Raw genomic sequence first — 24,693 nt, forward strand, 5'->3', positions numbered from 1 at the left:
TGAGAGCAAAACATCTTACCGGGCCTCCCGGCCCGGACGTTTTCCATAATTTTAAAATCCTGGACAGAAGAAGACTGTCTTATTTGCGGCGGCGCAGACTCCCGCAGACAGGCAGCCGGGATCGCTGCAGACGTCCAGCACCTCATAGGAAGGAACGGAAAGGTCGGAGGTAAGCATCCTCCCGATAAGTGGGTCTCCGACGCCGGTCAGAACCATGATCGCCTGCAGAGCCTCGGCCGAACCGAAATGCATCACGGCCGCTCCCATCGACGGGGTCGGTCCGTCCGCCTCCTTCACGCGCCCGTAGAGGCATTCGAGGCAAGGGGTCCTCCCGGGGACCACCACGGTCAGCTGCCCCTGCATCCCGGAGATACCGGCATGCACCAGGATTTTCCTGTTACTCACGCACCACCTGTTGAGCTCCCTGCGGGACGAGATGCTGTCGAGGCAGTCTAGCACCACGTCGCATCCCTCGAACACCATGCCGGCGCTGCTGCTGTCGATCTCCCTGACATATGCGGACACCCTGATGTGAGGATTGACAGACAGCGCCCACTCCCTCAGGAGCTCCGCCTTCGGCCGGTCCGAGTCCTCGCGGTATACGAACTGGCGGTTGAGGTTGGAGATCTCCGGCGTGTCCGGATCGGCCAGGACCAGTTCCCCCACGCCGGCGGATGCCAGGGCGGTGACAGCGGAAGTCCCGAGGCCGCCGCACCCGGCGACACCGACCTTCGAATGTGCCAGCTTCTCCTGCCCTTCCTCTCCCAGAAGGGGCAGCTGGCGGCTGTAGCGCCCGTTCATGGGCGCTTCGCAGATCTCTGAGAGCATGGTCAGGGCCGCTTCGGCGGACTGCCGGCGGACATCTTCGCGGTCCCCTTTGAAATGGAAGGTCACGGCCTTGTGCGAACTGCCGGATACGGCCGCGATGCAGACGGTGCCGACAGGCTTGGTGTCGGTAGCCCCTCCGGGGCCCGCGATGCCGGTGACCGCCACCGCGGCGTCGGACCTGTACAGTGCCAGGGAGCCGCGCGCCATGCACAATGCGGTCTGCTCGCTCACCGCCCCGAACTCGAAGAGGATCCCGCGGGGCACCTTCAGGATGTCCTCCTTGGCGGTGTTCGAGTAGACGACGGCCGAGCCAAGGAAGAACGATGAGCTCCCAGGCACGTCAGTGATCTCGGCGCCGATGAGGCCGCCGGTGCAGGATTCCGCCGCGGAGACCCTGAGCCCCTTCTCGCGGCAGACGGCCGCCAGCCTGCTGACAGCATCCTCGGCCATATCATGCCTCGTCGTCCATGCCGATGTCGCGGACCCTGCCGGCACCGTCGATCTCATCGATGACCTCGGCCACCGCACCGGGGACCAGGGACCTCCAGTCCCCTCCGGAGGCCATCCTCCTGCGGACCTCCTTCCCCGAATAATCCCTGCGGTTGTAGAGCGGCGAGCGCTCGACCCTGTACCCGCCTCCTCGAAGAGGCGGCGGGTCAGGGGATTATTGGAGTACACCGTCCTAAAGGGAGGGCACATGGAGACAACGTGAGAGACCCAGACGGAGTACCTGTTGAGGTCCTCCACCGGGACGACCGAGCAGTTGGTGATCCCCTCGGCGGCCAGGGCCCTCTCGATCATGAGGTAGCGCTCCCCTGCGGTGAAAGGGTTGTCCGGACGGTGGGAGTACTGGGCGCTGCCTATGCCGACGGTCACATGGTCGGAGACGGCGGCGACCCTGCGGATGACCTCCATATGTCCCAGGTGCAGGGGCTGGAAGCGCCCCATGACCAGCGAGTACTTCTCGAATCCGTCTGTCATCGCTCGCCGGCGCTCTGAACGCCTTCCTGCTGGGGTGCATCGGCCGCAGGGGCCTGCGGGGCATCCGCCGCAGACGGGGACGGCTCGGCCGCCGCCTGGGCATGCGCCTCGTACTGCACCGGGGGGCTGGACCTTCTCGTAGCTGGGGCCGTCCGGATTGAGGACGTCGAGCCTCTGGAGCAGCATGGTCTTGGCGGGGCAGTCGGCGAACGCCAGTTCCGCGACGTCGCGGTAGGTCCTGACGCCGAAGACCTCCATGGTCTTGTAGAACCTGCTGCGGATCATGACGTCCTTGATGTTGTCGTAGGGGATGAGCGCGGTCTTTATCCCTGCGGACGCCGCGGCCTCGAGCTTGGCGGTGACGGCGCCCACGGGCAGCACCTTGCCGCGGACGTTCAGCGATCCGGTCATGGCGAGGTCCTGCCTGATCGGGATGTTCTCCAGGGCGGAGAGTATGACGGTGGTCATGGTGATCGATGCCGAGTCGCCCTCGACGCCGTCGTAGGTCCCGATGTACTCGAGGTGGATGTCCACCTCCGAGATGTTCCTCGAGCTGAAGTTCTTGATGACCGCCGTGATGTTCTCGACAGCTTCCTTGGCTATCTCGCCGAGCTTACCGGTGGCGATGATCCTGCCGCCGTCCTTGTGGGCCGCAGGGGTAACCTCGGCCACGATCGGGAGCATGATGCCGGAGTACTCGGCCATCCCGGTCCCGGGATCAAGGGCGGCGAGGCCGTTGATCTGCCCGACGGCCGTGCCGGTGGTGTTGAAGAGCTGGTAGGCCTTCGATGCCTCGATCTGCCTGTCGGCGATCTGCTGCTCCAGGGACCTCGCGTTGATCTTGGCGGAATCGACATCGGCGAAGGTGGTGACCTCCGCTCCCCTGGCGACTGCCACATCTCCGGCGGCGCGGATCAGGCCGCCGAGCTCCCTGAACCTCAGCGTGAGCCTGCCCTTCCTGCCGGCCCTGCGCTGGGCCTCCTTTATGATCTCGCCGACGGCATACTTGTCGAAGGGCGGGATCTTCCCGTCCTTCCTGACCTCCTGGGCGACGAACCTGCAGATGTCGGTCCTGTGCTCATCGGTGTCGGGCATCGTGTTGCGCATGTAGACCTCGTAACCGTACCCGCGTATCCTGGACCTGAGCGCGGGGTGCATGCCCTTCATGGCGTCTAGGTTCCCGGCGCAGACGAGGACGAAGTCGCAGGGGACGGGCTCGGACTTGACGAGTGCTCCTGAGGACCTCTCGGACTGGCCGGTGATGGCCATCTTGTGCTCCTGCATGGCGGTGAGGAGGGACTGCTGGCTCTCCATCCTCAGGGTGTTGATCTCATCGATGAAGAGGACACCCTTGTTGGCGCGGTGGATGTCTCCGGCCTCCAGCCTGCTGTGCGCAGGGGTGCCGAGGCCTCCGGACTGGTACGGGTCGTGCAGGACATCTCCCAGAAGCGCTCCCGAATGGGTGCCGGTGGCATCCACGAAGGGGGGTTTCTCGCCGGCGTCGTGGCCCACGAGGAGCTTCGGCGCGTTGTTGATATCGTTCCTGGGCGCCATGGGGTTCCTGGCGAACAGAGGATGATCATGACCGCGAAAAGCGAGATGAAGAGGATGTAGTAGTTCGCGAACATCAGGGTCCCGAGCAGACCGAGGATGACGATCGCGGCGCATGCGTAGAGGTGCGAGGTCTTCTTCTGATTGTCGTGGGCGGATGCCGCCGCTTTCTGCTGCTGGACGATCTGCTTCCCGCGGCCGGCGGGGAACACCCTGATGCGGGGCTCGTTCTCGTCCTCCGGATTGGCGTATGCCACGATGTCCTGGAGCTCGTCCTTGGGCAGGTACTCGGTCATCGAGTTGGCCAGCATCGACTTCCCGGTGCCGGGCTCTCCGATCAGCATCATGTGCCTCTTCTGGGCGGCCGCCTTCTTCATGACCTCGACCGCCCTGTCCTGTCCGATGACCCTGTCGGCCATCTTGTCGGGGATGGGAATGTCCTTCGTGCTCGCGAAGGTCTGCTTCTCGATCCATTCCTCTACCGGGACGTCGGCCAGGACCGGATCCTTCTCGTCCCTGCTCTCGATGGCATCTCCGCCGTCTTCCGCGCGGAAGGTGCCGAATCCATCATTGTTTCTTCCAGCCATTTCACTCACCCTTCTTCGCGATTGTGATCAGCACATAGACCAGTATCAGGCATATGAGCCCCATGACTATCCACGGGGCGATGTTCATGATCGTGTCGGCAAGAGAATCCTCCGCCGGCCACGTGTAGCCGCTGTCGCTGAGCTGCAGTGCATAGAACGGGTAGTACGCTGTGTTGTAATCGCTGTAGAACGCGAACGGCTGGTGGGACTGGCTGAATGTCGCCCCGTCCACCTTGTCGTAGGCCCCGCAGCAGAGGTAAGCCTTCTTGTCGTCTCCCGTGGAATCGAAAGTGATGTCGACGCCGTACACCTTGGATCCGTCGACGATGACCTCGTTCCACGCGTGATAGCCGTTGTCGGACGACTGGGCTCCCAGTCCGATGACGTTTATGACGCTTATGCCGGAGGCCCTCGCCAGGAGTGTGAACGCGTTCGAATACCCGTCGCAGACGACCACGTACCTGTTCTCGTCCGTGTTCTTGATGAGGAACGCTCCCACGACCGTATGGTCATATGCCCACTCATTGTCCTTGTCGACGTTGGGATCGTAGCGGTAGATCGATGCCGAGGTTAGATGGAAATTGATCTTCTCGATCTTGGTCAGGGTCGTGTCCGAGGACGAGAACCCGAAGCCGTCCGATATCTCTGTGACCCTGGCCTCGATAGCGGTGATGACATCCGAATAGGAACTGTACGTGGTCCCCGATGCCGAGCTGAGAGCTGTGAGAGTATAGTCGCTGAGGGCGTTTATCGTGAACGTCAGGCTCGAAGTGCTCGTGATCTCGATGGTGCTTCCTGTGGTGCTCTGGTAACCGGCATTGACCCCCCACACCCAGAAGGCATACGGGTCATCGAGCTGCGTCGCATTGGCAGCGGTCAGGACCGCCGTGTACGCCTGGTCCTCCGAGGAATAGGACACGCCGCTCACGGTCACAGTGAACTTCCCCGACGATTCGTCATAGCCGTTGCCGCTGGCGGTCTTCAGATCCTCCATCGCCTCGTAGATCTTCTTCTCGCTGTCATTGAGCTGGCTGTAGTAATAGCTGGCCGTGTCCCCTGAATATACGGAGTCGGCATCCGAGTCGGCGGCCCAGAACGCCGCCGCGGGAGAGACCAGTACGATGGCCGCCGCGAGGATAACGACCAATACGTGTTTGTTCATCGGCAGTCCCAATCCTCTTCTCTTATTTAATAACGATAATAAATACGGGAACCGGAGGCGCCGCATGACAGCGGCGAAAACGCCTTAATGCGATTTCGGATGGGGGAACGCATGAAGTTCGGCGACCTAGACATACCGGAGGAGCTCAAGAGGCTGCTGGAGGCCCAGGGTTTCTCCGAGATGTACCCCCCGCAGGCCGAGGCCATCCCCAAGGCGCTCTCCGGGAGGAATCTGGTCGCCGCCGTTCCCACCGCCTCCGGGAAATCGCTGATCGGTTTCATACCGGCGCTGACCTCGGTCCTGCGGGACCGCTGCCGCGTCCTCTACATCGTCCCGCTGAAGGCGCTGGCCTCCGAGAAGAGGGACGACCTCGCGAAATTCTCTGATCTGGGTATCCGCACGGTGTCAGCCACCGGCGACCCCGACAGGGACGAGGACATAGGGAACGCCGACATAGTCATCGCCACCTCCGAGAAGGCGGACTCCCTCATCCGCCACGGGAACCGCTGGCTCGACGGCCTGGGTCTGCTGATCGCGGACGAGGTGCACATGATACACGACCCGGGGAGGGGGCCCACCCTGGAGGTCGCCATGACCAAGCTGATGCTCAGGAACCCCCGCCTGCAGGTCATCGCGCTGTCCGCCACCGTCTCCACGCCGAGGACCTCGCCCGCTGGCTGGATGCGACCTGGTCAAGTCCGATTGGAGGCCGACGAAGCTGAGGGAGGGGGTGTACTTCAACGGGGAGATCGTCTTCGACGACGCCTCCTCCGTCCAGGTCCCCCCGGAGAAGGACGAGATGTGGGGCCTGATCAAGCAGACCGTGCAGGAAGGCGGCCAGGCGATGGTCTTCGTGAACTCCCGCAGGTCCGCCGAATCGCTCGCCTCCAAGTACGCCAAGCGCATGCTGGCACTTACGGGATCGAGCATCACCAAGGCAGAGCGCACGGTGCTCGAGGGCGGGGCGGAGACCACCGCGGTCGGTACCAAGCTGGCGGAGTGCGTCTCCTGCGGGATAGCCTTCCACCACGCCGGCCTCGCCTACGGTCAGAGGCGGGCTGTGGAGGACGGGTTCCGCGGCAGGAGGATCAAGTGCATCGTCGCCACCCCGACACTCGCCGCCGGAATCAACCTCCCCGCCAGGAGGGTCATCGTCAGGGACACCTCCCGTTTCGAGGCCAACGCCGGCAGCGTCCTCATACCGGTGATGGAGATCAAGCAGATGTGCGGGCGCGCAGGGCGCCCGGGCTACGACCCTGGGGGGAGGCCGTGCTGATCGCCAAATCCTACGAGGACTACGAGCACCTGATGGATGATTACGTCTGCCACGACACCGAGAGGATCACTTCCAAGCTGGGGAACGAGGCGGCGCTGAGGTCCCATATCCTGGGGCTCATCGCCACAGGCGATGCCGGGTCCGAGGACAGCATAAAGATGTTCCTCGAATCCACATTCTTCGGCTCCACGAGCCAGATGTACGGAGTGGAGCAGCTGATCTCCAATGTCGTGGACTTCCTGGACGAGAACGGGATGGTGGAGACCGCAGGCGACAGCATACGCATCCTCCCGTTCGGGAAGAGGGCGTCCGATCTCTACATCGACCCCTGGACAGCGGTCATACTGAAGAAGGCGGTCCTGAAGATGGACTCCTCCGCCGACGAGCTGCGGATCATGCAGGCGATCGCCTGCACACCTGACATCATGGGGATGTACCCGAAGAAGGGCGACAGGGACATGCTCGAGTCGATCGACGCCGAATACGACGGCGACTGGCTCTGCACCATAGAAGACGAGTGCGGAACGGACGACGGGGACGTCGCCTGGGACAATCATATGTCCGACCTCAAGACGGCCGTCCTCCTGAGGGATTGGATCGAGGAGAGGCCGGAGGAGTCCATCACCGAGGGGCTCGGGGTCGGCCCCGGCGACATCCGCTCGCGCGTGGACTCGGCGGACTGGATCCTCTATGCCATGAACGAGGTGGCCATGATCTTCAACCCGGACGCTCCGGGATGATCAAGCCCCTGCTGACCAGGATGCGCTACGGAGTGAAGGAGGAGCTGATCCCCCTGGTCTCCCTGCGCGGAATCGGCAGGGCCAGGGCGAGGACCCTCTTCAATGCGGGCCTGCGGACGCGCGGCGACATAGCCAGGGCCGACGAGTCCGAGATAGCCTCGCTACCCAAGATCGGCCCGTTCCTCGCCAGGAGCCTCAAGGAACAGGTCGGTACGGAGGCCCCGGCCCTACCACCGGAGGACGCTCCGCCCCAGGATGATGAGGCCGACTATATGCTCGAGAAGATGGCTGCCGAAGAGGAGGCCAGGAACGCAGGCGGCCAGAAGAGCCTCGACAGCTACCGGTGAAGGGATGCCTCCGGCAAATTGGAGACTGCACTGCCTCCTGCCGAAGCATCCTTCGGCGCAGGCATAGTCCGATGTCCTTTCCCGGAAGGCTGGAAGGAAAGTACGGTCCGCGATCGTGCAATCCCGGCATATCTCAGCATCTGGCACAGTTGCTCATGATCGCCTTTCCCTGTTCCGGGCATCGCGGCCTGTATCGATGCCGGCCCCTTAGCGCAATGAACATGACAACTCGGGTAAGAAGGCCGCATCCTTCGAGGCTCAGGAGAAGTTCTCGGAGGCCCTCTGAGCAACGGCCGTGCGTCCGCAGACGGAACAGGCAAGCATCTCAGGGTGCCGGAAAGCATTGGGAATCTGATCTGGCACATGTCGATGATCAGCTGAATCGATTCTTCTTCCTGCCGAGTTCGGGATATTTTCTGCTCAGCGGATAAGCGCCTGCCATCACGGGCACTGCCGCCAGGCAGAACACAGCGATACACACTGCAAAACTCTGTCCTGTGTCGACGCATATGGAATATACGATGAACAGGGCCGCCATAGACGCCCATGCGTACAGAAGATAGACGTAATATCCGCGGCTCGCGGGACGGCCGGCGAACGTCACTTCCGCTTCCGGATCGCTGAAGCGCTTTCCAAGGAAATAAGCGGAGACGGCCGCCGCCGCGATGATCCCAGCGAATATCCAGTACGAGGCCGCCGCCAGTGTTCCGCCCGCCGAATTCCGGGCATTGTTGAAACTGAGAATGGCTATGATCCCGATGACAGAGAGGATCAAAAGCAGCTCATCCCCGGTGAATCCGTGCGTTACTCCGAGCGTAGGATCCTTAGGCTTCATCTTCTCACCTGTCCGTACAGTGAAAGACGATTTCTGAATATACGTGCATCGGACGGATGTGTTCTCAGAATCAGACCGCATTTCGCAATAAATCGGGATGCCTGACGGCTTTCGATATGCTGCGTTCCGAATCGATCATATCGATCCATCTGCGGACGATCTCCAGGATCTCTCCCAGGTCCCCGTGCTCTTTGTAAATCCCGCCGAGAACGCCCTCCACCGCCGTGGCGATGTGCTTATGGGAGTTGTCATCATTCCTGCTCTTCTTGCTCTTGCCCTTGGACGGCTCTTTCGGGGACCAGACATAATCGGTCGCTATGTTCCTGTCGTTCCTGTCGTAGAGCATGTAGTCTGCGATGCGGTAATGCTTCCCGATGACAGTGACCAGCACCATGTCGCTCTCGTACTCCTGCCTCGCCTTGGAAAGCTGCTCCCTGCGGTCCAGGAGCAGAGATGTCAAAGCGAACTTGAGAAGGGAGTCGCCGAAGGTTGCGAGGTTGAAGTTGTCGTCCGAATGCCCGGGGACGTTCCTGTTGACGTACTTCTTGTACGAATCGTCGGTAAGCCCGCGTTTCACCCACAAAAGACCGTCCCTGTTCTCGAGGGCTTCTGCGAAAGCATCCTCTGCCATTGCAATCACCTCATGGGCCCAGGCAGGCGAGGGGGACCACCCACACGCCGTCACCCCTCTTGTAAGCAACATTTGTTGCCGTGAGGACCATGAGGAAGGACGGGGGCCTGCCTTCGACATCGTCATTCAGTGCCAGAAGGCCTGATGCCGCAGCGTCAATGGCTTCCTTCGACGCTCCCAGTTTTATCTCTATGGCCGCCCAACTGTTGTCTCTGAGTGTAATCACTGCGTCGCATTCCCTGCCATTCTTGTCGCGATAGTGCTTGACAGTTCCGTCGATGTTCTCCGCATACACCCTGAGATCGCGGATGCAAAGGCCCTCGAAAAGGAATCCGAAAAGCCTGGAATCCGATAATATGCCTTCCGGGCCCAGCCCCAAGGCCGCGCACGTCAGGGACGGATCGACGAAATATCTGGTCGGCCCGGTCCTGATGGCCGTTTTGGATCTGATGTTCGGATTCCATGCTTCCGATTCATCTACTACATAGATGTTCTTCAGGGCCTTGATGTACGATGCCACGGTGTTCTCCGAGATTGGCCCGTCCCCCGAAGAGACATCTTCGCCCATGGTGGCGTAGCTCGCCTGGGTCCCGCAGTTCCGGGCATAGGAGCGGAGAAGCCTGTCGACTTTTGCAGGATCGCGCTTGACCCCGTCCGCCTGAGAAAGCCCCGTTTTCACCAGCATCTTGTAGTAGTTCACTGCCTGGATGAGCGCCACGTCCCTCTCTTTTCCGATCGCTTGGGGCCATCCTCCTCTCGCGACATAGAAAGCGTAATCGTCAGGGGTGGCCTTCGATTGGGCAGGCTCCGGAGACTCTCCGTTGAAGAGGGACCTGATTGATATCTCTCCTGAGCTCTCGCCGGATTCGTAGAGAGTCATAGGCCTCATCACTATGATAGTGAAACGGCCCTCGCCGCTGTGAAGTTCTTCCATTACTTTCTGGGGCGGATTTTTGGATCCGGTTATGATGAACTGGCCGAACTCGTTGCGTTTGTCAACTTCGATTTTTATCTGATTCCAGATGAATGGGATCTCCTGCCATTCGTCGATCAGGAACGGAGGCTCATTGTCAAGGAAAGCCGATGGCCCGTTCTTGGCTTTCAGAACAAGCAGATCGTGCGTATCCGCATCCTGCATGTTTACAGAAGACCTGGCGAATTGCTCCGCTGTCGTAGATTTCCCGCAAGATTTCGGACCTTTGATCCATATGGCCCCAGCAGACCTGAGATCGAACTCAAGCAATTTATCGACGATCCTGGGGATATATTTCTCATTGGTTTCCATCGATTGCTTCCTCATGCTAATATGCTTATCTGGGTATTAATCCGTTGCATCATTTGGACGGTTTTCGTTGCGCCATTTGGCTGAATTCAATTGCGCCATTTGGACGGTTTTCGTTGCGCCGTTCGGCAGCAGACCGGCCACGGCAGAACTCGCGTTATGAAAATGGAGAATGGGCCGGGGCTTCCGCCCCGGCAAAGTTTTCGGCTTCAGTCCTGGGCGAGGATGCGCTCGACATCCTCGACGGAGTTCTGGCAGGGTATGGGCTTGGGGACGTTGGCGAGGATGGTATCGGGGTCCTTCAGGCCGTTGCCGGTGCAGATGCAGGCGACGGTCTCGTCCTTCTCGATGATGCCCATCTCGCGGAGCTTCTTGAGGCCGGCCACGGACGCGGCCGAAGCGGGCTCCACGCAGATGCCCTCTTTCCTGCCGAGGAGCTTCTGGGCGGCGATGATCTCATCGTCGGTGACGGTGGCGCAGTATCCCTTGGTGTCGTAGATGGCCTTGAGCGCCTTCTGCCCGGACACGGGGTTCCCTATCCTGATGGCGGTGGCGACGGTCTCAGGGCTGCCGACGGGCACGAACTCGGTCGCACCCTCCGCGAAGGCGTTGGCCACGGGCGCGGCGCCGGCGGCCTGGATGCCGGTCAGCTTGGGGACCTTGTCGATCCATCCGAGCTCCTTGAGCTCCATGCAGGCCTTGTAGACCGCCCAGATGTTGGCGGCGTTGCCGACGGGCAGGATGACCCTGTCGGGCATCTCGAAGCCCAGCTGGTCCCAGATCTCGAACATGACGGACTTCTGGCCTTCGGGCCTGTAGGGGTTGATGGAGTTGAGGAGGTACAGTTTCCTCTCGTCGGCCATCTTCCTCGCGAGTGCCAGCGCGTCGTCGAAGTTGCCGTCGACGGACAGCACCTTGGCCCCGAAGAACAGGGCCTGCGCCAGCTTGCCCATGGCGACCTTGCCGGAGGGGAGGAACACGGCGCATTTCATGCCGGCCTTGGACGCATATGCGGAGAGGGCGGCGGAGGTGTTCCCGGTGGAAGCGCATCCGACGACCTTGGCGCCGAGCTCCTTGGCGTGGGACACGCCCACGGTCATGCCGCGGTCCTTGAAGGACCCGGTCGGGTTGAGCCCCTCGAACTTGACGTAGGCGTTGGGGACGTCGACGGCCGCCCCGAGGGCCTCGGTCTTGTACAGGGGGGTCCCGCCCTCCTGGATGGAGACCTTGTGGGCCTCGTCGACGGGCATGAAGTCGGCGTACCTCCAGACCCCCAGGGGCTTCTGCCTGAGGTCCTCGGGGTTCTTCTCCGATGCCTTGGACAGGTCGATCCTGATGGTCAGGAGGCCGCCGCACTTGGGGCACAGGTTCACATACGGGTCCTTGACCTCGTTTCCGCACTTCCAGCAAACAACTTTGTGTTCTACCATTTCAAATCCTCCTGCATCCGCTGCCGCAGACAGTTACCCAGACGTCCACTTTCATTCCCGCATCGCGGTAAACGTTCTTTATCGCATCGGCGATCCTGTCGCCGAGCTGCTTCCCTTTCTTGAGGTCGTAGAAGGCCATGATCGCGGGCCCGGAGCCTCCCATGAAGGAGACGATGGCCCCGGCGTCCGTGGCGGCCTTCTCGGCCTCGGCCAGGTGGGGCACCAGGTGCTTCCTGGCCGGTTCGAAGACAGCGTCCTTTACGGACCGTCCGATCAGGCCGAGGTCCCCTGTCATCATCGCATACACCATGGCCGCCGAGTGCCCCGTGTGGAAGACGAGGTCCTTCACCGGGACCTCCTTCGGGAGCACTTTCCTCGCATCGGCGGTGGCCACCATGACGTCGGGCAGGGCGACGACCAGTCCCAGGTCCTTCGGGGGCTCTATGCGGAGCACCTCGAAAGGCTCGTAGGAGGGGATGACCGTGAACCCTCCGAGGATGCACGGGGCCACGTTGTCGCAGTGGACGGCGCCGGAAGTGTATTTCTCCGACTGGGCCGCGCACATGATGAGCTGGTCCTTGGGCATCTTCTCCCCGGTCATGACGTAGGCGAGGTACGCCCCGCCTGCCGCCGATGCCCCGGAGGAGCCGATGCCCGAGCAGGGCCTGATGCCCTTGTGGATCTTCACCTCTATCCCGAAGTCGGCGTGCATGGCGTCGAGGACGGCCTTCGCGGCGATCGTGACGGAGTTCTTCTCCGGGTCGCGGGTGATCCCCTCGGAGCCGGGCCCGTCGATCCCGCTGATGACGAGGCCGGAAGGTATCTTCCTCCCTTCGATGATGTCCGCGGGCTCATGAATAGCGAGCCCGAATATGTCGAAGCCCGCCCCTATGTTCGAGGTCGTGGCCGGCGCGGATATCCTGATCCATTCGTCGCTGTTTTCCATCGGCGCCTCCATCGTCTTCCCTTATTAAGAAGTAACATCGTCCGGGCGCGTCCCGCGTACAGAACAGAGCATCGGGAAAGGGTTCCGTGAAGGGAATGCGGGCGATGGTTTAAAGGCAGGCCCGTGTGTTGCGGGCAGCATGGAAGTCTCGGTCATAGGGCTCAGGGGCGCATCGTTCGCCGGCGCCGCGGAGTGGTTCCGCTCCCGGGGGCTGGAGGCCGTCCTGCTTGAACCGTCTATGGTGTGCGGGAGGGACCACTGCGTCTCGGCGGCCATGCATGCCGAGCGCGCGTTCTCCGAGGGCAGGAACCGCTCGAGGACGATGGCGACCGAGACGGTCATGTACGCCGCCGCCGAGAGGCAGATCGGGAAGGCACTGGAGAAGATGAGGCCGAAGGGAAGCGACATGGTCGCCGTCGTCCTGGGCTCCCGGGACCCGGACATCTCGGGGCTCGCGCGGAGGAGGACGACTCCCTGTTCGCGCCTTCGGAGGAGAAAGCGAGGAACCTGGGGGCGGAGCTCTTCCCCGGGGTTCCGCCCGAGGACTGCGTCCTGGAGGCGGTGGCCTCGGTGGACCTCATGAAGCAATGATTCCCTTTAAATCGGCATAAACGGTAAGGATATCCGGGAAGGGATGCCGCAGATGGGCATAGGCAAGATACTGGACAGCACCAAGAAGCCTTCGACAAGGCGGTCGGCAAGGCAGTGGACGGAGTCGACGCCGTCTACAACGCGGTCGTGGACGCCGTCTCCCCCGATAACGGGAAGGGGGAGACCGCCGGGAAGGTCTCGAGAGCCTCGCACTACATGGAGACCGGGGACGACTGCTGGTACGGCCGCGGGAGGGCCGAGGACCGCTCGAAGGCGGCGGAATGGTACATCGATGCCTGCGCGCTGATCGACATGGACCGCAGGGGGCTCGCTGCCTCCGAGAGCAGTACCGGGTTCAAGGAGAGGATCGGGAGCCCCGCCTTCGTCAAGAAGGCAGGCGATATGTTCGCAGAGGGCGACGGGGTGAGGAAGGACCCCGAGGTCGCCATGGTCCTCTATGCGAAAGCGTACAGCTCGGGATGTGCGGAGGCAGGCGAGGCCGCCAGGGACCTCAAGGCGAGCATGGGCTGGGAGCAGCAGGATGCCGGCCGGGCCCCGAGCCGGCCCTAAACTAGATGGATTAATTATCCATTTGTGTTAGAACAAACAAAAATACGAACATATTCGCGATTAAAGCGAATAATTTAAATAATATCGCTCTAGTTTAGTATTGGCTTTCTTCTAAGCCATTACCACTCTGCCTCTCCTTGCCGGGAGAGGCCACACACTTGTTTGCTGTTTTATGTTCATTGCCGCGAACGCCCGTTCCGCGCATGCGCCCCTGCACATATCCTGAAGAATAACGCATCCGCAGACCGTCCGCCGAGGGCCGTCCGGGCCGATGCCGGCAGCATCGCCCTATCGCAAGAGACAGAGAAAAGTCTTGCATCGGATGGCACAAGATTATAGGGGAAAACCCGGGACCGGGCCCCGGTAAGATGTTTCAGTCGGAAGTTCACTCCTTCGCAGGCACGAACTTGTAGCCGTAGTGGATGATGCCGGCGGCGCCGTCCTCGTTGAGCTTCCTCATGACGGCGCGGACGCGCATGCCGATCTTGATATCGGCGGGATCCACGTCGACCAGCTGGGCCTCGATGAACACCCCGTCGTCGTTCTTCACCATAGCGACGGCGTAAGGCATCTGCCTCTCGTTGAACCCGGACGCCTCGTGGACGATGGAGAAGGAATAGACCTCCCCGGTCCTCTTGAGGGCGAAGGGCTGCATCTGCCCGGCGGACGCGCGCCTGCAGTAGGGGCAGAACGCCCTGGCCGGGAAGTAGATCCTCCCGCACTTGCCGCATTTGGTCCCGATCAGGTTGTACCTTCCCGGGATCTCACGCCATTCCTTGGCGGAAACCATTGCCATCAGATCGCCTCCAGTATGGAAACGGCCACAGCGGAGCCTGTTCCTCCGGCGGACTGCGCCAGGCCGTACTTCGCATCCTTCACCTGCCTCCCGTCCGCGCGTCCAGTGAGCTGCTGGTACAGCTCCACGATCTGCGAGACGCCGGCGGCGCCGATCGGGTACCCTTTGGCCTTGAGGCCTCCGGAGGTGTTGACCGCGGTCTTGCCGGAATCGAAGCGGGTGGACCCGTCGAGGAAGGCCTCCCCTCCGTTCTTGTACAGTCCCAGGTCCTGCAGGGCCATCACGCCGGCGACGGTGAAGTCGTCATGGACCTCGGCGACGTCAATGTCCGCCGCGGTTATCCCTGCAGCCTTATAGGCGTCCGCGGCCGCCACCCTAGTGGCCGCGAAGGAGGTGAAGGACTGCCTCTGGGTCATCGCGAGGGTATCGCTGGCCTGGGAGACGGCGGCCACCTTCACGTACGTGTCCGTGTACTTCCTGGCATCCTCCAGGGGGCAGAGGATGACGGCCGAGGCCCCGTCCGAGATGGGCGCCCCGTCGAAGACGGTGAGCGGGTCGCAGGTCGGGCCGGACCTGAGGACGCTCTCCAGCTTGATGGCCTTGCGGAACTGCGCATCGGGGTTGAACTCCCCGTGGAAATGCGAGTTGACGGCGCAGGCGGCGATGCCCTCGCGGGTCGCGATGCCCTCGTGGATCATCCTGCGGGCGATCATGCGTAGATCGACGCCAGGGGGACGCCCATGCCGGCCTCCCATTCCGCATCGGTGGTGGAGTTCATGACCATGTTGATGGAGTCGTCGTCCATATCGGTCATCTTCTCGGCGCCTCCGACGATGACGACGTCCTGCATCCCCGAGGCGACGGCCATGACGGCCTGCCTGAAGGCGACGGCGCCGCTGGCTCCTCCCGCCTCGGTCCTGACCGCTGGAACGTTCCTGGTGGCCATCCCGGTGTAGTCGGCGACGAGCGCATCGGTGTGCGTCTGGTTGATGAAACGGGACGCGCTCATGTTCCCGAAGTAGATCCCGTCGATCTCGCTGCCGGACAGCCCGGCGTCGGCCATGGCCTTGGCGCCGGCCTCGATCCCTATGCTCCTGAACGATTTGCCCCAGAGCTCGCCGAAGACGGTCGAGCCCGCGCCGATCACTGCAACTTCCCTCATGCTCATTCCTCCGGCATCTTGATGGTGTTCTTGAACTTGGCATACGTCGCGTAGTCTATGTAGACCGGGTCGGCGGTGATGCTGTCCAGGTCCGGCGCGGCGCTCCTCTTGTAAGAGCCGATCTCAGGCGTGACGGTGATGTCGAACGCGTCCGATCCGGCGCCCGATCCGTAGGAGGCGACGAGGATCCTGTCGCCCTCCTTCGCATGGTCGAGCACATGTGCCAGGCCGAGCGGGACGGCTCCGGAGTAGGTGTTCCCGATGACCGGAGTGAGCAGGCCGGGGGCCAGCTGCTCCGGGGTGAACCCGAGCATCTTGGCGGCCCTGGTCGGGAACTTCCCGTTGGCTGGTGGAGGACCACGTAGTCGTAGTCCCCGGGCTCCGTCCCCATGGCCTCCATCATCATCTTGGCCGCGGAGGTCACGTGCCTGAAGTAGGCCGGCTCCCCGGAGAACCTTCCTCCGTGGACCGGGTACATCATGCCCTCCCTCCTCCAGAAGTCGGGGGTGTCGGTGGTGAACGAAAGGGTCCTGTTGATCTGAGCGATGACGTGCTCGGTACCCAGCAGATATGCCGCCCCGCCTGCGGAAGCGGAATACTCGAGCGCATCCCCGGGGGCGCCCTGGGAGGTGTCGGAGCCGATGGCGACGGCATACTTCACCATGCCGGACTTCACCAGGCCCAGGCCCGCCTGGATGCCGGCGGTCCCGGCCTTGCAGGCGAACTCGAGGTCGGCCGCGGTCATGGCGGGCGTGGCCCCGATGGCCTCGGCGACGATGGACGCGGTCGGCTTGACCGCGTAGGGGTGGCTCTCGGAGCGACGTACACCGCGCCGATATCGGCGGGGTCGACCTCCGGGACGCGGTCGAGCATGTACCTCGCGGCCTCGACCGCGATGGTGACGGCGTCCTCGTCGGGGGACGGCACCGACTTCTGGGTTATCATCAGTCCTTTGCCGCGGGCGGCCCCGTCGACACCCCAGACGCGCCCGATCTCCTCGGGCCTGATCCTGTACCTGGGCACATAGGCCCCGTAGCTGACTATTCCTTCCATTCTCATTTCCCTTCCTTAAGTGCGTTCATCCTGTCGACCAGCCTGTCGACGGCCATCTCGGTGGTGACCAGCGGGATGCCCTCCTTCTCCGCCAGCTTGATGGCCAGCGGGTCCGTCCTGTCCGGTTTCAGGTATACTACCATCGCCGGGGTCAGCGGGTGGGCGCGGATGGCGACCATGGGCGAGCGCCCGTAGTGCACGTCCGTGAAGATGAGGGCCCTCTCGATGCTCCAGCCGTAGATCTTCATGTAATCCTGCGAGCTCAGGCTCAGGATGGCCTTCAGCGAGTCCACGACCGTGTAGCCGTAGATCCTCTTCTTCGGCGTCTTCACCGGGTTGATGTTGGTCCCCTGGATGGCGCGGATGAAGACCCCTTCGTCCACCCCTTCCGGGAACTCGTCCATCGCGATGATGCAGTCCAGGCGCCGGCTCGGCATGTACTTGTTCTGCACAGCGCCGCCGTTGGCGTCATCGAGGGCTATGAAGGCATCCACCATCCGGCAGATCACCTGGGCCCCCGGGGACTTCCTCCTGCCCGACTCGTAATCGCTGACGACGCTGTGGGACACCCCCATGCGTCCGCGAGCTGGTACTGGGACACGCCGAACTCCTCCCTCCATTTGCGGATGGTCTTGCCCGGTTCTGCCGCCAGAACTATCTCGCCTGCGATCTTCTCCCGAAGTTCGTCGGACATCGGATGGACTATCGTACGCTTGCTATATAACGGTGACGTACTTTTATTCCGTCGATTGACGGATGGCGAGGCGATGCTGAGTTTCTTTGATAAGAACGGTCCGCAGAGCGGACCGTAAAATGTTTCGAACCCCTCAGGCCCTGGATACGGATATTATGCCCGTGTAGGCCGTCTCCGAACCGTGCATGGTCACGTCGGCACTGCCGGAGTTCTCGTCGATCCATGTGACGACTTTGCATTGAGCGTCCAGTGTCACGTGCACAGCGGCATCGAACTGGGAGAACGTGTAACTGAACATCACGGCAATCGTACCTTTGGGATCGATGTGCCAGGATACCGATCCGACCTCACTGTCATTCACTTTGGTCCCGTTGAAGTAGAAGTTGGTGACTTTCGACTCGAACGTGGAGTTGTTGTTGAAGACATTGACCACGATGTTGGCCGTATGGGCGCCCGGATCGAGGACGAACTTCTCGCTGAACTGCCCCTTGTTCACCAGGGTCTCGGTTACGGTACCGGAGTTCACGGTCTTCCCGCCGGCGGTGCCACTGGCGAAGAGGGACATGCTCTTCGAATCCGATTTGAGCACCTCATGGACGGTCACGGTCCGCTGCCGCCGGAAGCGATGGTGTATGTTCCGTAAACAGTTCCGTCAACATACAGGGAGATGGGCGCGCTTTCATCGAAGTGGTTCACCAAGGTCACATTCACATCGGCATAGTACGGAGAATAGGACGACCTCAGGGTCACATTCTGATGCATTCCTGGAACAAATCCCCAGTCCACATTATAATATCTCAAGGACGCGTCCTTAACGAAGGATTGCGGCTCTAGTTTCTGCGTGTTGACTGTGAAGTACATTATGCCGGCAATTGTGTCATCGGCAGATGCAGAGGTATTGTGCGTATCAACGAACGTCGCCTTGTAGGAGATTATGCTGTATACGGTCTTCACAGTGATATCGGCAGTTCCCAGAGTATAGCCTGACCATGTCACATTGTAGCCGACCTTGCTCGGGACTGCAGGCTCGGAGATCGACGTACTGTAAACATTGAAGTTCCTGGTGGCCACCACCTTATCGTCCGAGGGGGAAACGGTACCCTTGGTATCGACAAAGGTGGCCGTGTAGACATTCATGACATAGGTAGTCTTCACAGTAATATCGGAGGTTCCCAAGGTATAGCTGGGCCAGGTCACGGTGAAGCCTTTCTTGGCAGGGACCGGCGGTTCGCTGACGGTCGGGTTCTCGACCGAGAAATATCTGACGGCGACCGTGGTATCGTCAGAGCTATCGGACGTCGCCTTGGTATCGACGAACGTCGCTTTATAGTAGATCAGGCTGTAGACAGCCTTCACAGTTATATCCGATGCCCCCAGAGAATATCTGGACCATTCGACCTTGTACCCGGCCTTAGCAGGCAGGGCAGGCTCGCTGATCGATCCTGAAGCAACGTTGAAGTACCTGACGGCGACAGTTGTATCATCGGATGTTCCAGCTGTCCCCTTGGTGTCGATGAACGTCGCCTTGTAAGTGATGGGTGTGTAGACCGACCGTACGGTGATATCTCCGAGTCCCAGCGTGTAGTTCTGCCATGCTGTCGTATACCCTGCTTTCGCCGATATCGCAGGCTCAGAGACTGCGGCCGTATTGACGGTGAAGTATCTGACGTAAGAGATGTCGTCGGATGTCCCAGCTGTCCCCTTGGTGTCGATGAATGTCGCCTTGTAGGTAGTGGGGACGTATTTCCCGCTGATCTCGAAAGACCTCGCCTGCACCGTGTGGCTGCTCCATTCCACATGGTATCCGTCTTTCAGCGGGGCATCGGGAACCTTTATCTCCTTGGTCTCAACAGTGAAAGGAACCTGGGCGACCTTATCATTTCCGATGGTGAAGGTGGCATAGTACGTTATAGGAGAATACACCGCATTCACGGTTACATCCCCGCCGCTGAGAGAATAACTGCTCCATCTGGAAGTGTAGCCTTCCTTCTGTGGCACGGCCGGAACTTTTGATGGCGGCAGAGAAGAGTCGTCTTTCCCGTATTCGACTTCACTTACGATTTTCCCGTCGGCAACGAATGTGACACTGGGATCGGGACTGTCGTCCCCCCCCCCCTCTGCAATCACCACGCCGGCGACGGAGACGGCCACTGCAGCCGCCACGATAATCATTATCACGGTTTTCGAAACCATAAGAATGCCCCGGTGTGAGAAAAGAAACGCTTACGCGTTTATAGCATTTATCTTAACCCAGATACAGAAAGACCTTTCTTTTCCCATCCGCGTAAAGGATGCCCCGGCCGGGATGAACCGAGAAGAACGCCGGGCGGGGGAGATGCCCCCGCCGTCCTGCGCCTCAGTACTTCAGTTCCTTCTCCAGCGCGTCGACCACGGTCTTCAGCACCGTGTACTGCGCATACTTCTTGTTGTTGGCCGGCACCGCCACCCACGGGGCGTACGGGGTGTTGGTGGACGAGATCATCCTGTCGACGTAGCCTTCGTAGATGTCCCACTTCTCGCGGTTCCTCCAATCCTCGTCGGTGAGCTTCCAGGACTTGAGAGCGTCGTCCTTCCTCTCGTTGAACCTCTCCAGCTGGGTATCCTTATCGATATCCAGCCAGAACTTGATCACGATCGCGCCGTACGAGGCGAGCATGGCCTCGAAGGTGTTGATCTCCCCGGCCGAGCGCTGGTACTCCTCCTCGGTGCAGAGGCCCTCGATGGGCTCCACCATCATCCGCCCGTACCATGTGCGGTCGTAGATGGATATCCTCCCGGGCCCCGGGAGGTTCCTGGCGAACCTCCAGAGGTAGGAGTGGGCGTAATCCTCGTCGGTGGGCTTCCCGACCCTCATCACCCTGTAGCCGCGGGGGTTGAGGGCGTGGGATATCTGCTTGATGCAGCCTCCCTTCCCGGCCGCGTCCCAGCCCTCGAAACCGAGGACCACGGTCCTGCCGGAGATCGCCAGCAGGACCTGCAGCCTCTCGAGCTTCCTGGAGAGTTTGTCGATCTTCTTCTTGAGCTCCTGCCCATCCTCCCCCTCGGGCGGGTCGAGGACCAGGCCCTCCCTGGGGTTGGGGTACTTCAGTTTCAGCTCGTGGCACCTGTCCGACTCCGGGGCCTTCCCGCCAAGTATCTCGCCGAAGCGGGCGTCCAGGACCCTGACCGCCTTGGCGACCGTCTCCGCCAGCGGTCCCACCTTCACTGTGTCCCAGGGAGCGCGCTTGGTATCGGTGGCGGCGATGAAATCGTCCATGACCGAGTAGTACTTGAAATGATCCAGATGGTCTACGGAGAGGAAGGTACCGCTGATGGCGGTCTGTGGGCGGTACTCCTCGGCATACTGCTTCATGATCTGCGGGGACACGGCCAGCCTGATCTTGACGATCCTGGTGCCGCTGTCGATCAGGTACTCCTCCAGGCGGTTGATGGCCTTCACCGCCCTGTCCAGCTGCTCCGGGCCCCCTTCGTACTTATTCACCGCCAGGGAGTACCAGGAACGGTCGAACATGCATATCTGGGACTTCGCCGGGGTCGCCTGCAGCATGCGCGCCAGCGATTTCGACGGGGAGGCATCCACATCGAAGTGCCAGTAGCTCACCCCGCGGGGCTCCATGACCCTGTCGAGCTCGTTGACGACCTTCGAGATCACCCTCCCGCTGCCGCCCTCGAAGATCACCAGGACCGGGACCTCCGAGTTTATGATGGCCAGCTGCTTCGCCACCAGCCCTTCCTTCATGCTTTTGGAAACAAGGCTCTTCATAGGTGCCGGGAAAGGATGCGCGATATTTATGTGCCCGTGCGCACGGGCGCGGAGCGCGGCCTTGGCATTGTTTTAATACCGTCCCGCGATGGAGAGCCGATGATGAACGAAGCCGGAATCGGCGACTGCACGAAGACCCTGAGCACCCCCGAGGGGGAGCTGACCATCTGGAGCCTCAGAGAGCTCGAGAAGAAGGGGGCTGCCGGGGACCTGCGCAGGCTCCCCTATTCCATCAGGGTGCTGCTCGAAGGCGTGCTCAGGCAGAGGGGCGAGACCATCTCGGACGACGATGTCAGGCGCATAGCCTCCTGGTCTCCCCGCGGCAACGACGCGGACATACCCTGGATCCCCGCCAGGGTGCTCCTGCAGGACTTCACCGGCGGGCCGGCCGTCACCGACCTCGCCTCCATGCGCGAGGCCATGGCCGCCGCCGGGAAGGACCCTGAGGCCGTCAACCCCCTCATACCCGTGGACCTGGTCATCGACCACTCGATCCAGACCGACGTCTCCGGATGCGCGGACGCCATGGAGAGGAACGAGAAGATAGACTTCTCGCGCAACAGGGAACGCTACGCCCTCTTCAAATGGGCGCAGGGCGCCTTCCGGAACTTCCGCGCCGTCCCCCCGTGGAGCGGCATCTGCCACCAGGTGAACATAGAGTTCCTCTCGCCCCTGGTGCACGTCAAAGAGGAAGGCGGCAGGAAGATCGCGTATCCCGACTCCTGCTTCGGGACCGACTCCCACACCACCCAGGTGGATGGCCTCGGCGTCGCCGGCTGGGGGGTCGGAGGGATCGAGGCGGAGGCCGTCATGGTGGGGCAGCCGTCCTACATGAGGCTGCCGGACGTGGTGGGCTTCAGGCTCACCGGGAAGCTGTCCCCGGGCGTCACCGCCACCGATCTGGTCCTCACCGCCGTCCAGATGCTCAGGCGGAAGGGCGTCGTAGGGAAGTTCGTGGAGTTCTTCGGCCCCGGGTACCAGTCCCTGGGCGTCTCCGACAGGTCCACCCTCGCCAACATGGCCCCGGAGTACGGCGCCACCATGGGCTACTGCCCCGTGGACGGGAAGACCATGGAGTACCTCCGCCTCACCGGCAGGTCCGAGGACCATGTGAGGACGGCGGAGATCTACGAGAAGGAGCAGATGCTCTGGTACGACCCGGAGCACATCCCGGAGTACTCGGACACGCTGGAGCTGGACCTCTCCGAGGTGGTCCCGTCGGCCGCCGGCCACAAGAGGCCCCAGGACAGGATCCCCATCTCGGAGATGAAGGAAAGGTTCGCGGAGACCCTGAAGGCGCTGGGAGTGGAAAATCAGAGAGCGCCCTCCGGGGATGCGATGGGCGACGGCTCGGTCGCCATCGCCTCGATCACCAGCTGCACCAACACCGCCAACCCCTCGGTGATGATCGCCGCCGGGCTCGTGGCGAAGAAGGCGTCCGAGCTGGGTCTGAGGCCGAGGCCGTATGTCAAGACCTCCCTGGCCCCCGGGTCCAAAGCGGTCACCGACTACCTGGTGCGCTCAGGGCTCCAGAAGTACCTCGACGATGAGGGATTCCAGAACTGCGGCTACGGATGCATGACCTGCATCGGCAACTCCGGGCCGCTCTCCGACAGGGTGACGGAGATGATCAAGGGCCGCGACCTCGCCGTCGCCGCCGTCGCCTCCAGCAACAGGAACTTCGAGGGCAGGATCCATCCCCTGGTGAAGGCCAACTACCTCATGTCCCCTCCCCTGGTCGTCTGCTTCGCCATCGCCGGCAGGGTCGACATCGACCTCGACCGCGAGCCGCTGGCGATGAAGGACGGGAAAGAGATATTCATGAGGGACCTCTGGCCGTCGGACAGGGAGATCGATGAGTTCATGGCGGAGTACGTCACCTCCGAAGCGTTCAGGAACGGGTACGACGGCATCTACAAAGGCTCCGACCTCTGGAACTCCATCGAGGTCCCCAAGACCCCGCTGTTCTCCTGGGACCCGAAGTCGACGTACATCAGGAACCCCCCTTACTTCGAGCTCCTCTCCGAGGAGCCGGGGATCGCATCGGTGCGCGGAGCGAGGTGCCTGATGAAACTGGGCGACAGCATAACCACCGACCATATCTCGCCCGCCGGGCAGTTCTCCGAGAACACGTCCGCCGGGAAGTACCTGATTTCCCTGGGCGTGAAGAAGGAGGACTTCAACTCCTACGGTTCGAGGAGAGCCAACCACGAGGTCATGGTGCGCGGGACGTTCGCGAACGTGAGGCTGAGGAACCAGATAGTTCCGGGGACCGAGGGAGGATACTCCGAGTACATCCCGGACGGAACGGTGGACTTCGTCTATGAGACGTCCAGGAAATACCTGCACGACGGAACGCCGCTGATCGTCATCGCCGGCAGGGACTACGGCATGGGGAGCTCCCGCGACTGGGCCGCCAAAGGACCGATGCTGCTGGGCGTCAGGGCCGTCATCGCCGAGTCGTTCGAGAGGATCCACAGGTCCAACCTCGTCGGCATGGGTATCGTCCCGCTGCAGTTCAGGGAAGGCGAGAACGCGGAGAAGCTGGGATTGGACGGGACCGAATCATACGACATCGACCTGGAAGGGTTGGCGCCCAAGAAGGCCGTAAAGGTAACGGCGGCGAAGAAGGACGGGTCGAGGATCGAGTTCGAGACCGTCTGCCGCGCCGATGTCCCCATCGAGGTGCAGTACATCGCCAACGGCGGGATACTGCAGTTCGTGATGAGAAGGATGATTGCTGAATAAACTTATTAGGTCCCGGAAGGGGCCCTTCTTTTCATAATATATAAAATAACAGGCTTTTGAGTCCGATTATCGCCCTGAAGATGCATCTTGCGGCCGATCGAACTGACTGCCTGATAGGAGGCCCTCTGGCCATTGAGACCCCCGCATTGGAAACAAAGATAGCCAGAATTAAAAATGGCTCAATTGGATTGATTTCAAAATATAACTTTAATAAGTTATATAACATAACAAACTACATATACATTATCGAATATTCTATATCATGGAGGATTGAATGCCGGCCAACATCGCTCACATAAGAGAAGACGGCGATTCGAAAGTAATCCAGACTCTGGAAGACCATCTGGAAGGGACCGCCGAGCTAGCATCCACATTCCTATCAAAAGTCGGTCTGGTGAAAACCGGCCGCCTCCTCGGCCTCCTGCATGATCTTGGAAAGGCTACGGAAGTATTCAATCAATATGTCGCAGGTAATTCGGACGCTTCCCGCGGAGAGATAGACCATTCTACTGCCGGAGCACAATACCTATTCGATTCCCATCCGGAAACGCAGAATCCGAAAACCGCCGAAGATTCGTTCAAAAAGACTTCACTGCAGATGATGGAACTGGCCATTGCATCGCATCATTCCGGTCTTATCGATTGCATAACCGAAGACGGAAGAAACCGCTATTGGGAACGCATGGTGAAAAAACGACGACGAAACACATCTGAATGAGG

Annotated in this window: 21 protein-coding genes and 3 pseudogenes; 8 read left to right on the forward strand and 16 right to left on the reverse strand. The window is 61.2% G+C overall.

The features are described from left to right. Positions 1–51: 51 nt before the first annotated feature. From lonB to AUQ37_RS00730, 3 genes and pseudogenes are all read right to left on the reverse strand, one after another. Complete coding sequence (gene lonB / locus AUQ37_RS11685; protein WP_235584760.1) at positions 52–3,363, reverse strand: ATP-dependent protease LonB; 3,312 nt, start codon at positions 3,361–3,363, stop codon at positions 52–54. A gap of 311 nt (positions 3,364–3,674) precedes the next feature. Beyond that, a pseudogene (locus AUQ37_RS13215) lies at positions 3,675–3,947 on the reverse strand (ATP-binding protein); the annotation flags it as partial. 1 nt (position 3,948) lies between these two features. After that, the gene (locus AUQ37_RS00730; RefSeq protein ID WP_058747000.1) at positions 3,949–5,109 is read right to left on the reverse strand and encodes a transglutaminase domain-containing protein; all 1,161 of its coding nucleotides are present in this window, start codon (positions 5,107–5,109) and stop codon (positions 3,949–3,951) included. A gap of 180 nt (positions 5,110–5,289) precedes the next feature. On the opposite strand from AUQ37_RS00730, the pseudogene AUQ37_RS11695 reads away from it, so the two are divergent. The 4 genes and pseudogenes from AUQ37_RS11695 to AUQ37_RS10410 form a co-directional block, all read left to right on the forward strand. Beyond that, a pseudogene (locus AUQ37_RS11695) lies at positions 5,290–5,703 on the forward strand (DEAD/DEAH box helicase); the annotation flags it as partial. A 136-nt stretch (positions 5,704–5,839) separates the two neighbouring features. After that, positions 5,840–6,385 carry a helicase-related protein gene (locus tag AUQ37_RS11700; RefSeq protein WP_058747002.1) on the forward strand — a complete coding sequence of 182 codons (546 nt, stop codon included), beginning with the start codon at positions 5,840–5,842 and terminating at the stop codon, positions 6,383–6,385. Next, positions 6,379–7,125 carry an HTH domain-containing protein gene (locus AUQ37_RS11705; RefSeq protein WP_058747003.1) on the forward strand — a complete coding sequence of 249 codons (747 nt, stop codon included), beginning with the start codon at positions 6,379–6,381 and terminating at the stop codon, positions 7,123–7,125. Before AUQ37_RS11700 ends, AUQ37_RS11705 begins: the two co-directional genes overlap by 7 nt. Then, a complete protein-coding gene (locus AUQ37_RS10410) occupies positions 7,122–7,472 on the forward strand; it encodes a helix-hairpin-helix domain-containing protein (RefSeq protein ID WP_058747004.1) in 351 nt (116 codons plus the stop codon). The genes AUQ37_RS11705 and AUQ37_RS10410 overlap by 4 nt, the downstream gene beginning before the upstream one ends. Positions 7,473–7,845: 373 nt before the next feature. On the opposite strand, the gene AUQ37_RS00755 is transcribed toward AUQ37_RS10410, so the two are convergent. The 5 genes from AUQ37_RS00755 to AUQ37_RS00775 form a co-directional block, all read right to left on the reverse strand. Next, positions 7,846–8,307: a DUF4133 domain-containing protein gene (locus AUQ37_RS00755; protein ID WP_058747005.1), complete on the reverse strand. Its 462-nt coding sequence runs from the start codon at positions 8,305–8,307 to the stop codon at positions 7,846–7,848. Between the two features lie 70 nt (positions 8,308–8,377). Continuing rightward, the gene (locus AUQ37_RS00760; protein WP_058747006.1) at positions 8,378–8,938 is read right to left on the reverse strand and encodes a ribonuclease III domain-containing protein; all 561 of its coding nucleotides are present in this window, start codon (positions 8,936–8,938) and stop codon (positions 8,378–8,380) included. 10 nt (positions 8,939–8,948) lie between these two features. Continuing rightward, the gene (locus AUQ37_RS00765) at positions 8,949–10,238 is read right to left on the reverse strand and encodes an ATP-binding protein (RefSeq protein WP_201013599.1); all 1,290 of its coding nucleotides are present in this window, start codon (positions 10,236–10,238) and stop codon (positions 8,949–8,951) included. Positions 10,239–10,429: 191 nt separating this feature from the next. Then, on the reverse strand, positions 10,430–11,650 hold the full coding sequence (gene thrC, locus AUQ37_RS00770) for a threonine synthase (protein ID WP_058747007.1): 1,221 nt from the start codon (positions 11,648–11,650) through the stop codon (positions 10,430–10,432). Between the two features lies 1 nt (position 11,651). Continuing rightward, positions 11,652–12,596, reverse strand: coding sequence for a homoserine kinase (locus AUQ37_RS00775; protein WP_058747027.1), 945 nt, complete (start codon positions 12,594–12,596; stop codon positions 11,652–11,654). Between the two features lie 139 nt (positions 12,597–12,735). On the opposite strand from AUQ37_RS00775, the gene cgi121 reads away from it, so the two are divergent. Then, positions 12,736–13,179 (forward strand): KEOPS complex subunit Cgi121, encoded by a 444-nt coding sequence (gene cgi121, locus AUQ37_RS00780; protein WP_058747008.1) that lies wholly within the window; start codon positions 12,736–12,738, stop codon positions 13,177–13,179. Positions 13,180–13,301: 122 nt separating this feature from the next. After that, positions 13,302–13,757 carry an SEL1-like repeat protein gene (locus AUQ37_RS00785; RefSeq protein WP_058747009.1) on the forward strand — a complete coding sequence of 152 codons (456 nt, stop codon included), beginning with the start codon at positions 13,302–13,304 and terminating at the stop codon, positions 13,755–13,757. Positions 13,758–14,142: 385 nt separating this feature from the next. Here AUQ37_RS00785 and AUQ37_RS00790 read toward each other — a convergent pair whose 3' ends face one another. From AUQ37_RS00790 to AUQ37_RS10415, 8 genes and pseudogenes are all read right to left on the reverse strand, one after another. After that, positions 14,143–14,553, reverse strand: a complete 411-nt coding sequence (locus AUQ37_RS00790) for a Zn-ribbon domain-containing OB-fold protein (protein ID WP_235584761.1) — start codon at positions 14,551–14,553, stop codon at positions 14,143–14,145. Further along, on the reverse strand, positions 14,553–15,266 hold the full coding sequence (locus AUQ37_RS11710) for a hypothetical protein (protein ID WP_235584762.1): 714 nt from the start codon (positions 15,264–15,266) through the stop codon (positions 14,553–14,555). Before AUQ37_RS11710 ends, AUQ37_RS00790 begins: the two co-directional genes overlap by 1 nt. Beyond that, positions 15,263–15,715 carry a beta-ketoacyl synthase N-terminal-like domain-containing protein gene (locus tag AUQ37_RS11715; RefSeq protein ID WP_235584763.1) on the reverse strand — a complete coding sequence of 151 codons (453 nt, stop codon included), beginning with the start codon at positions 15,713–15,715 and terminating at the stop codon, positions 15,263–15,265. The genes AUQ37_RS11710 and AUQ37_RS11715 overlap by 4 nt, the downstream gene beginning before the upstream one ends. A gap of 2 nt (positions 15,716–15,717) precedes the next feature. Further along, a pseudogene (locus AUQ37_RS13300) lies at positions 15,718–16,768 on the reverse strand (hydroxymethylglutaryl-CoA synthase). A gap of 2 nt (positions 16,769–16,770) precedes the next feature. Next, positions 16,771–17,337, reverse strand: a complete 567-nt coding sequence (locus tag AUQ37_RS00805) for a transcriptional regulator (RefSeq protein WP_235584766.1) — start codon at positions 17,335–17,337, stop codon at positions 16,771–16,773. A 258-nt stretch (positions 17,338–17,595) separates the two neighbouring features. Beyond that, positions 17,596–18,066, reverse strand: a complete 471-nt coding sequence (locus AUQ37_RS00810; RefSeq protein WP_058747011.1) for a hypothetical protein — start codon at positions 18,064–18,066, stop codon at positions 17,596–17,598. After that, entirely contained in the window at positions 18,063–19,625 is a 1,563-nt protein-coding gene (locus tag AUQ37_RS00815) for a hypothetical protein (protein WP_157844224.1), read from the reverse strand. The genes AUQ37_RS00810 and AUQ37_RS00815 overlap by 4 nt, the downstream gene beginning before the upstream one ends. 193 nt (positions 19,626–19,818) lie before the next feature. Next, entirely contained in the window at positions 19,819–21,225 is a 1,407-nt protein-coding gene (locus AUQ37_RS10415; protein ID WP_058747013.1) for a hypothetical protein, read from the reverse strand. Positions 21,226–21,327: 102 nt separating this feature from the next. Here AUQ37_RS10415 and acnA point away from each other — a divergent pair, with 102 nt between their 5' ends. Beyond that, positions 21,328–23,973, forward strand: a complete 2,646-nt coding sequence (gene acnA / locus AUQ37_RS00825; protein WP_058747028.1) for an aconitate hydratase AcnA — start codon at positions 21,328–21,330, stop codon at positions 23,971–23,973. Positions 23,974–24,247: 274 nt separating this feature from the next. Next, the gene (locus AUQ37_RS00830) at positions 24,248–24,691 is read left to right on the forward strand and encodes a CRISPR-associated endonuclease Cas3'' (protein ID WP_058747014.1); all 444 of its coding nucleotides are present in this window, start codon (positions 24,248–24,250) and stop codon (positions 24,689–24,691) included. Positions 24,692–24,693: the final 2 nt, after the last annotated feature.

Origin of the sequence: Candidatus Methanomethylophilus sp. 1R26 (genome assembly GCF_001481295.1) — an archaeon.
GTDB lineage: Archaea > Thermoplasmatota > Thermoplasmata > Methanomassiliicoccales > Methanomethylophilaceae > Methanomethylophilus.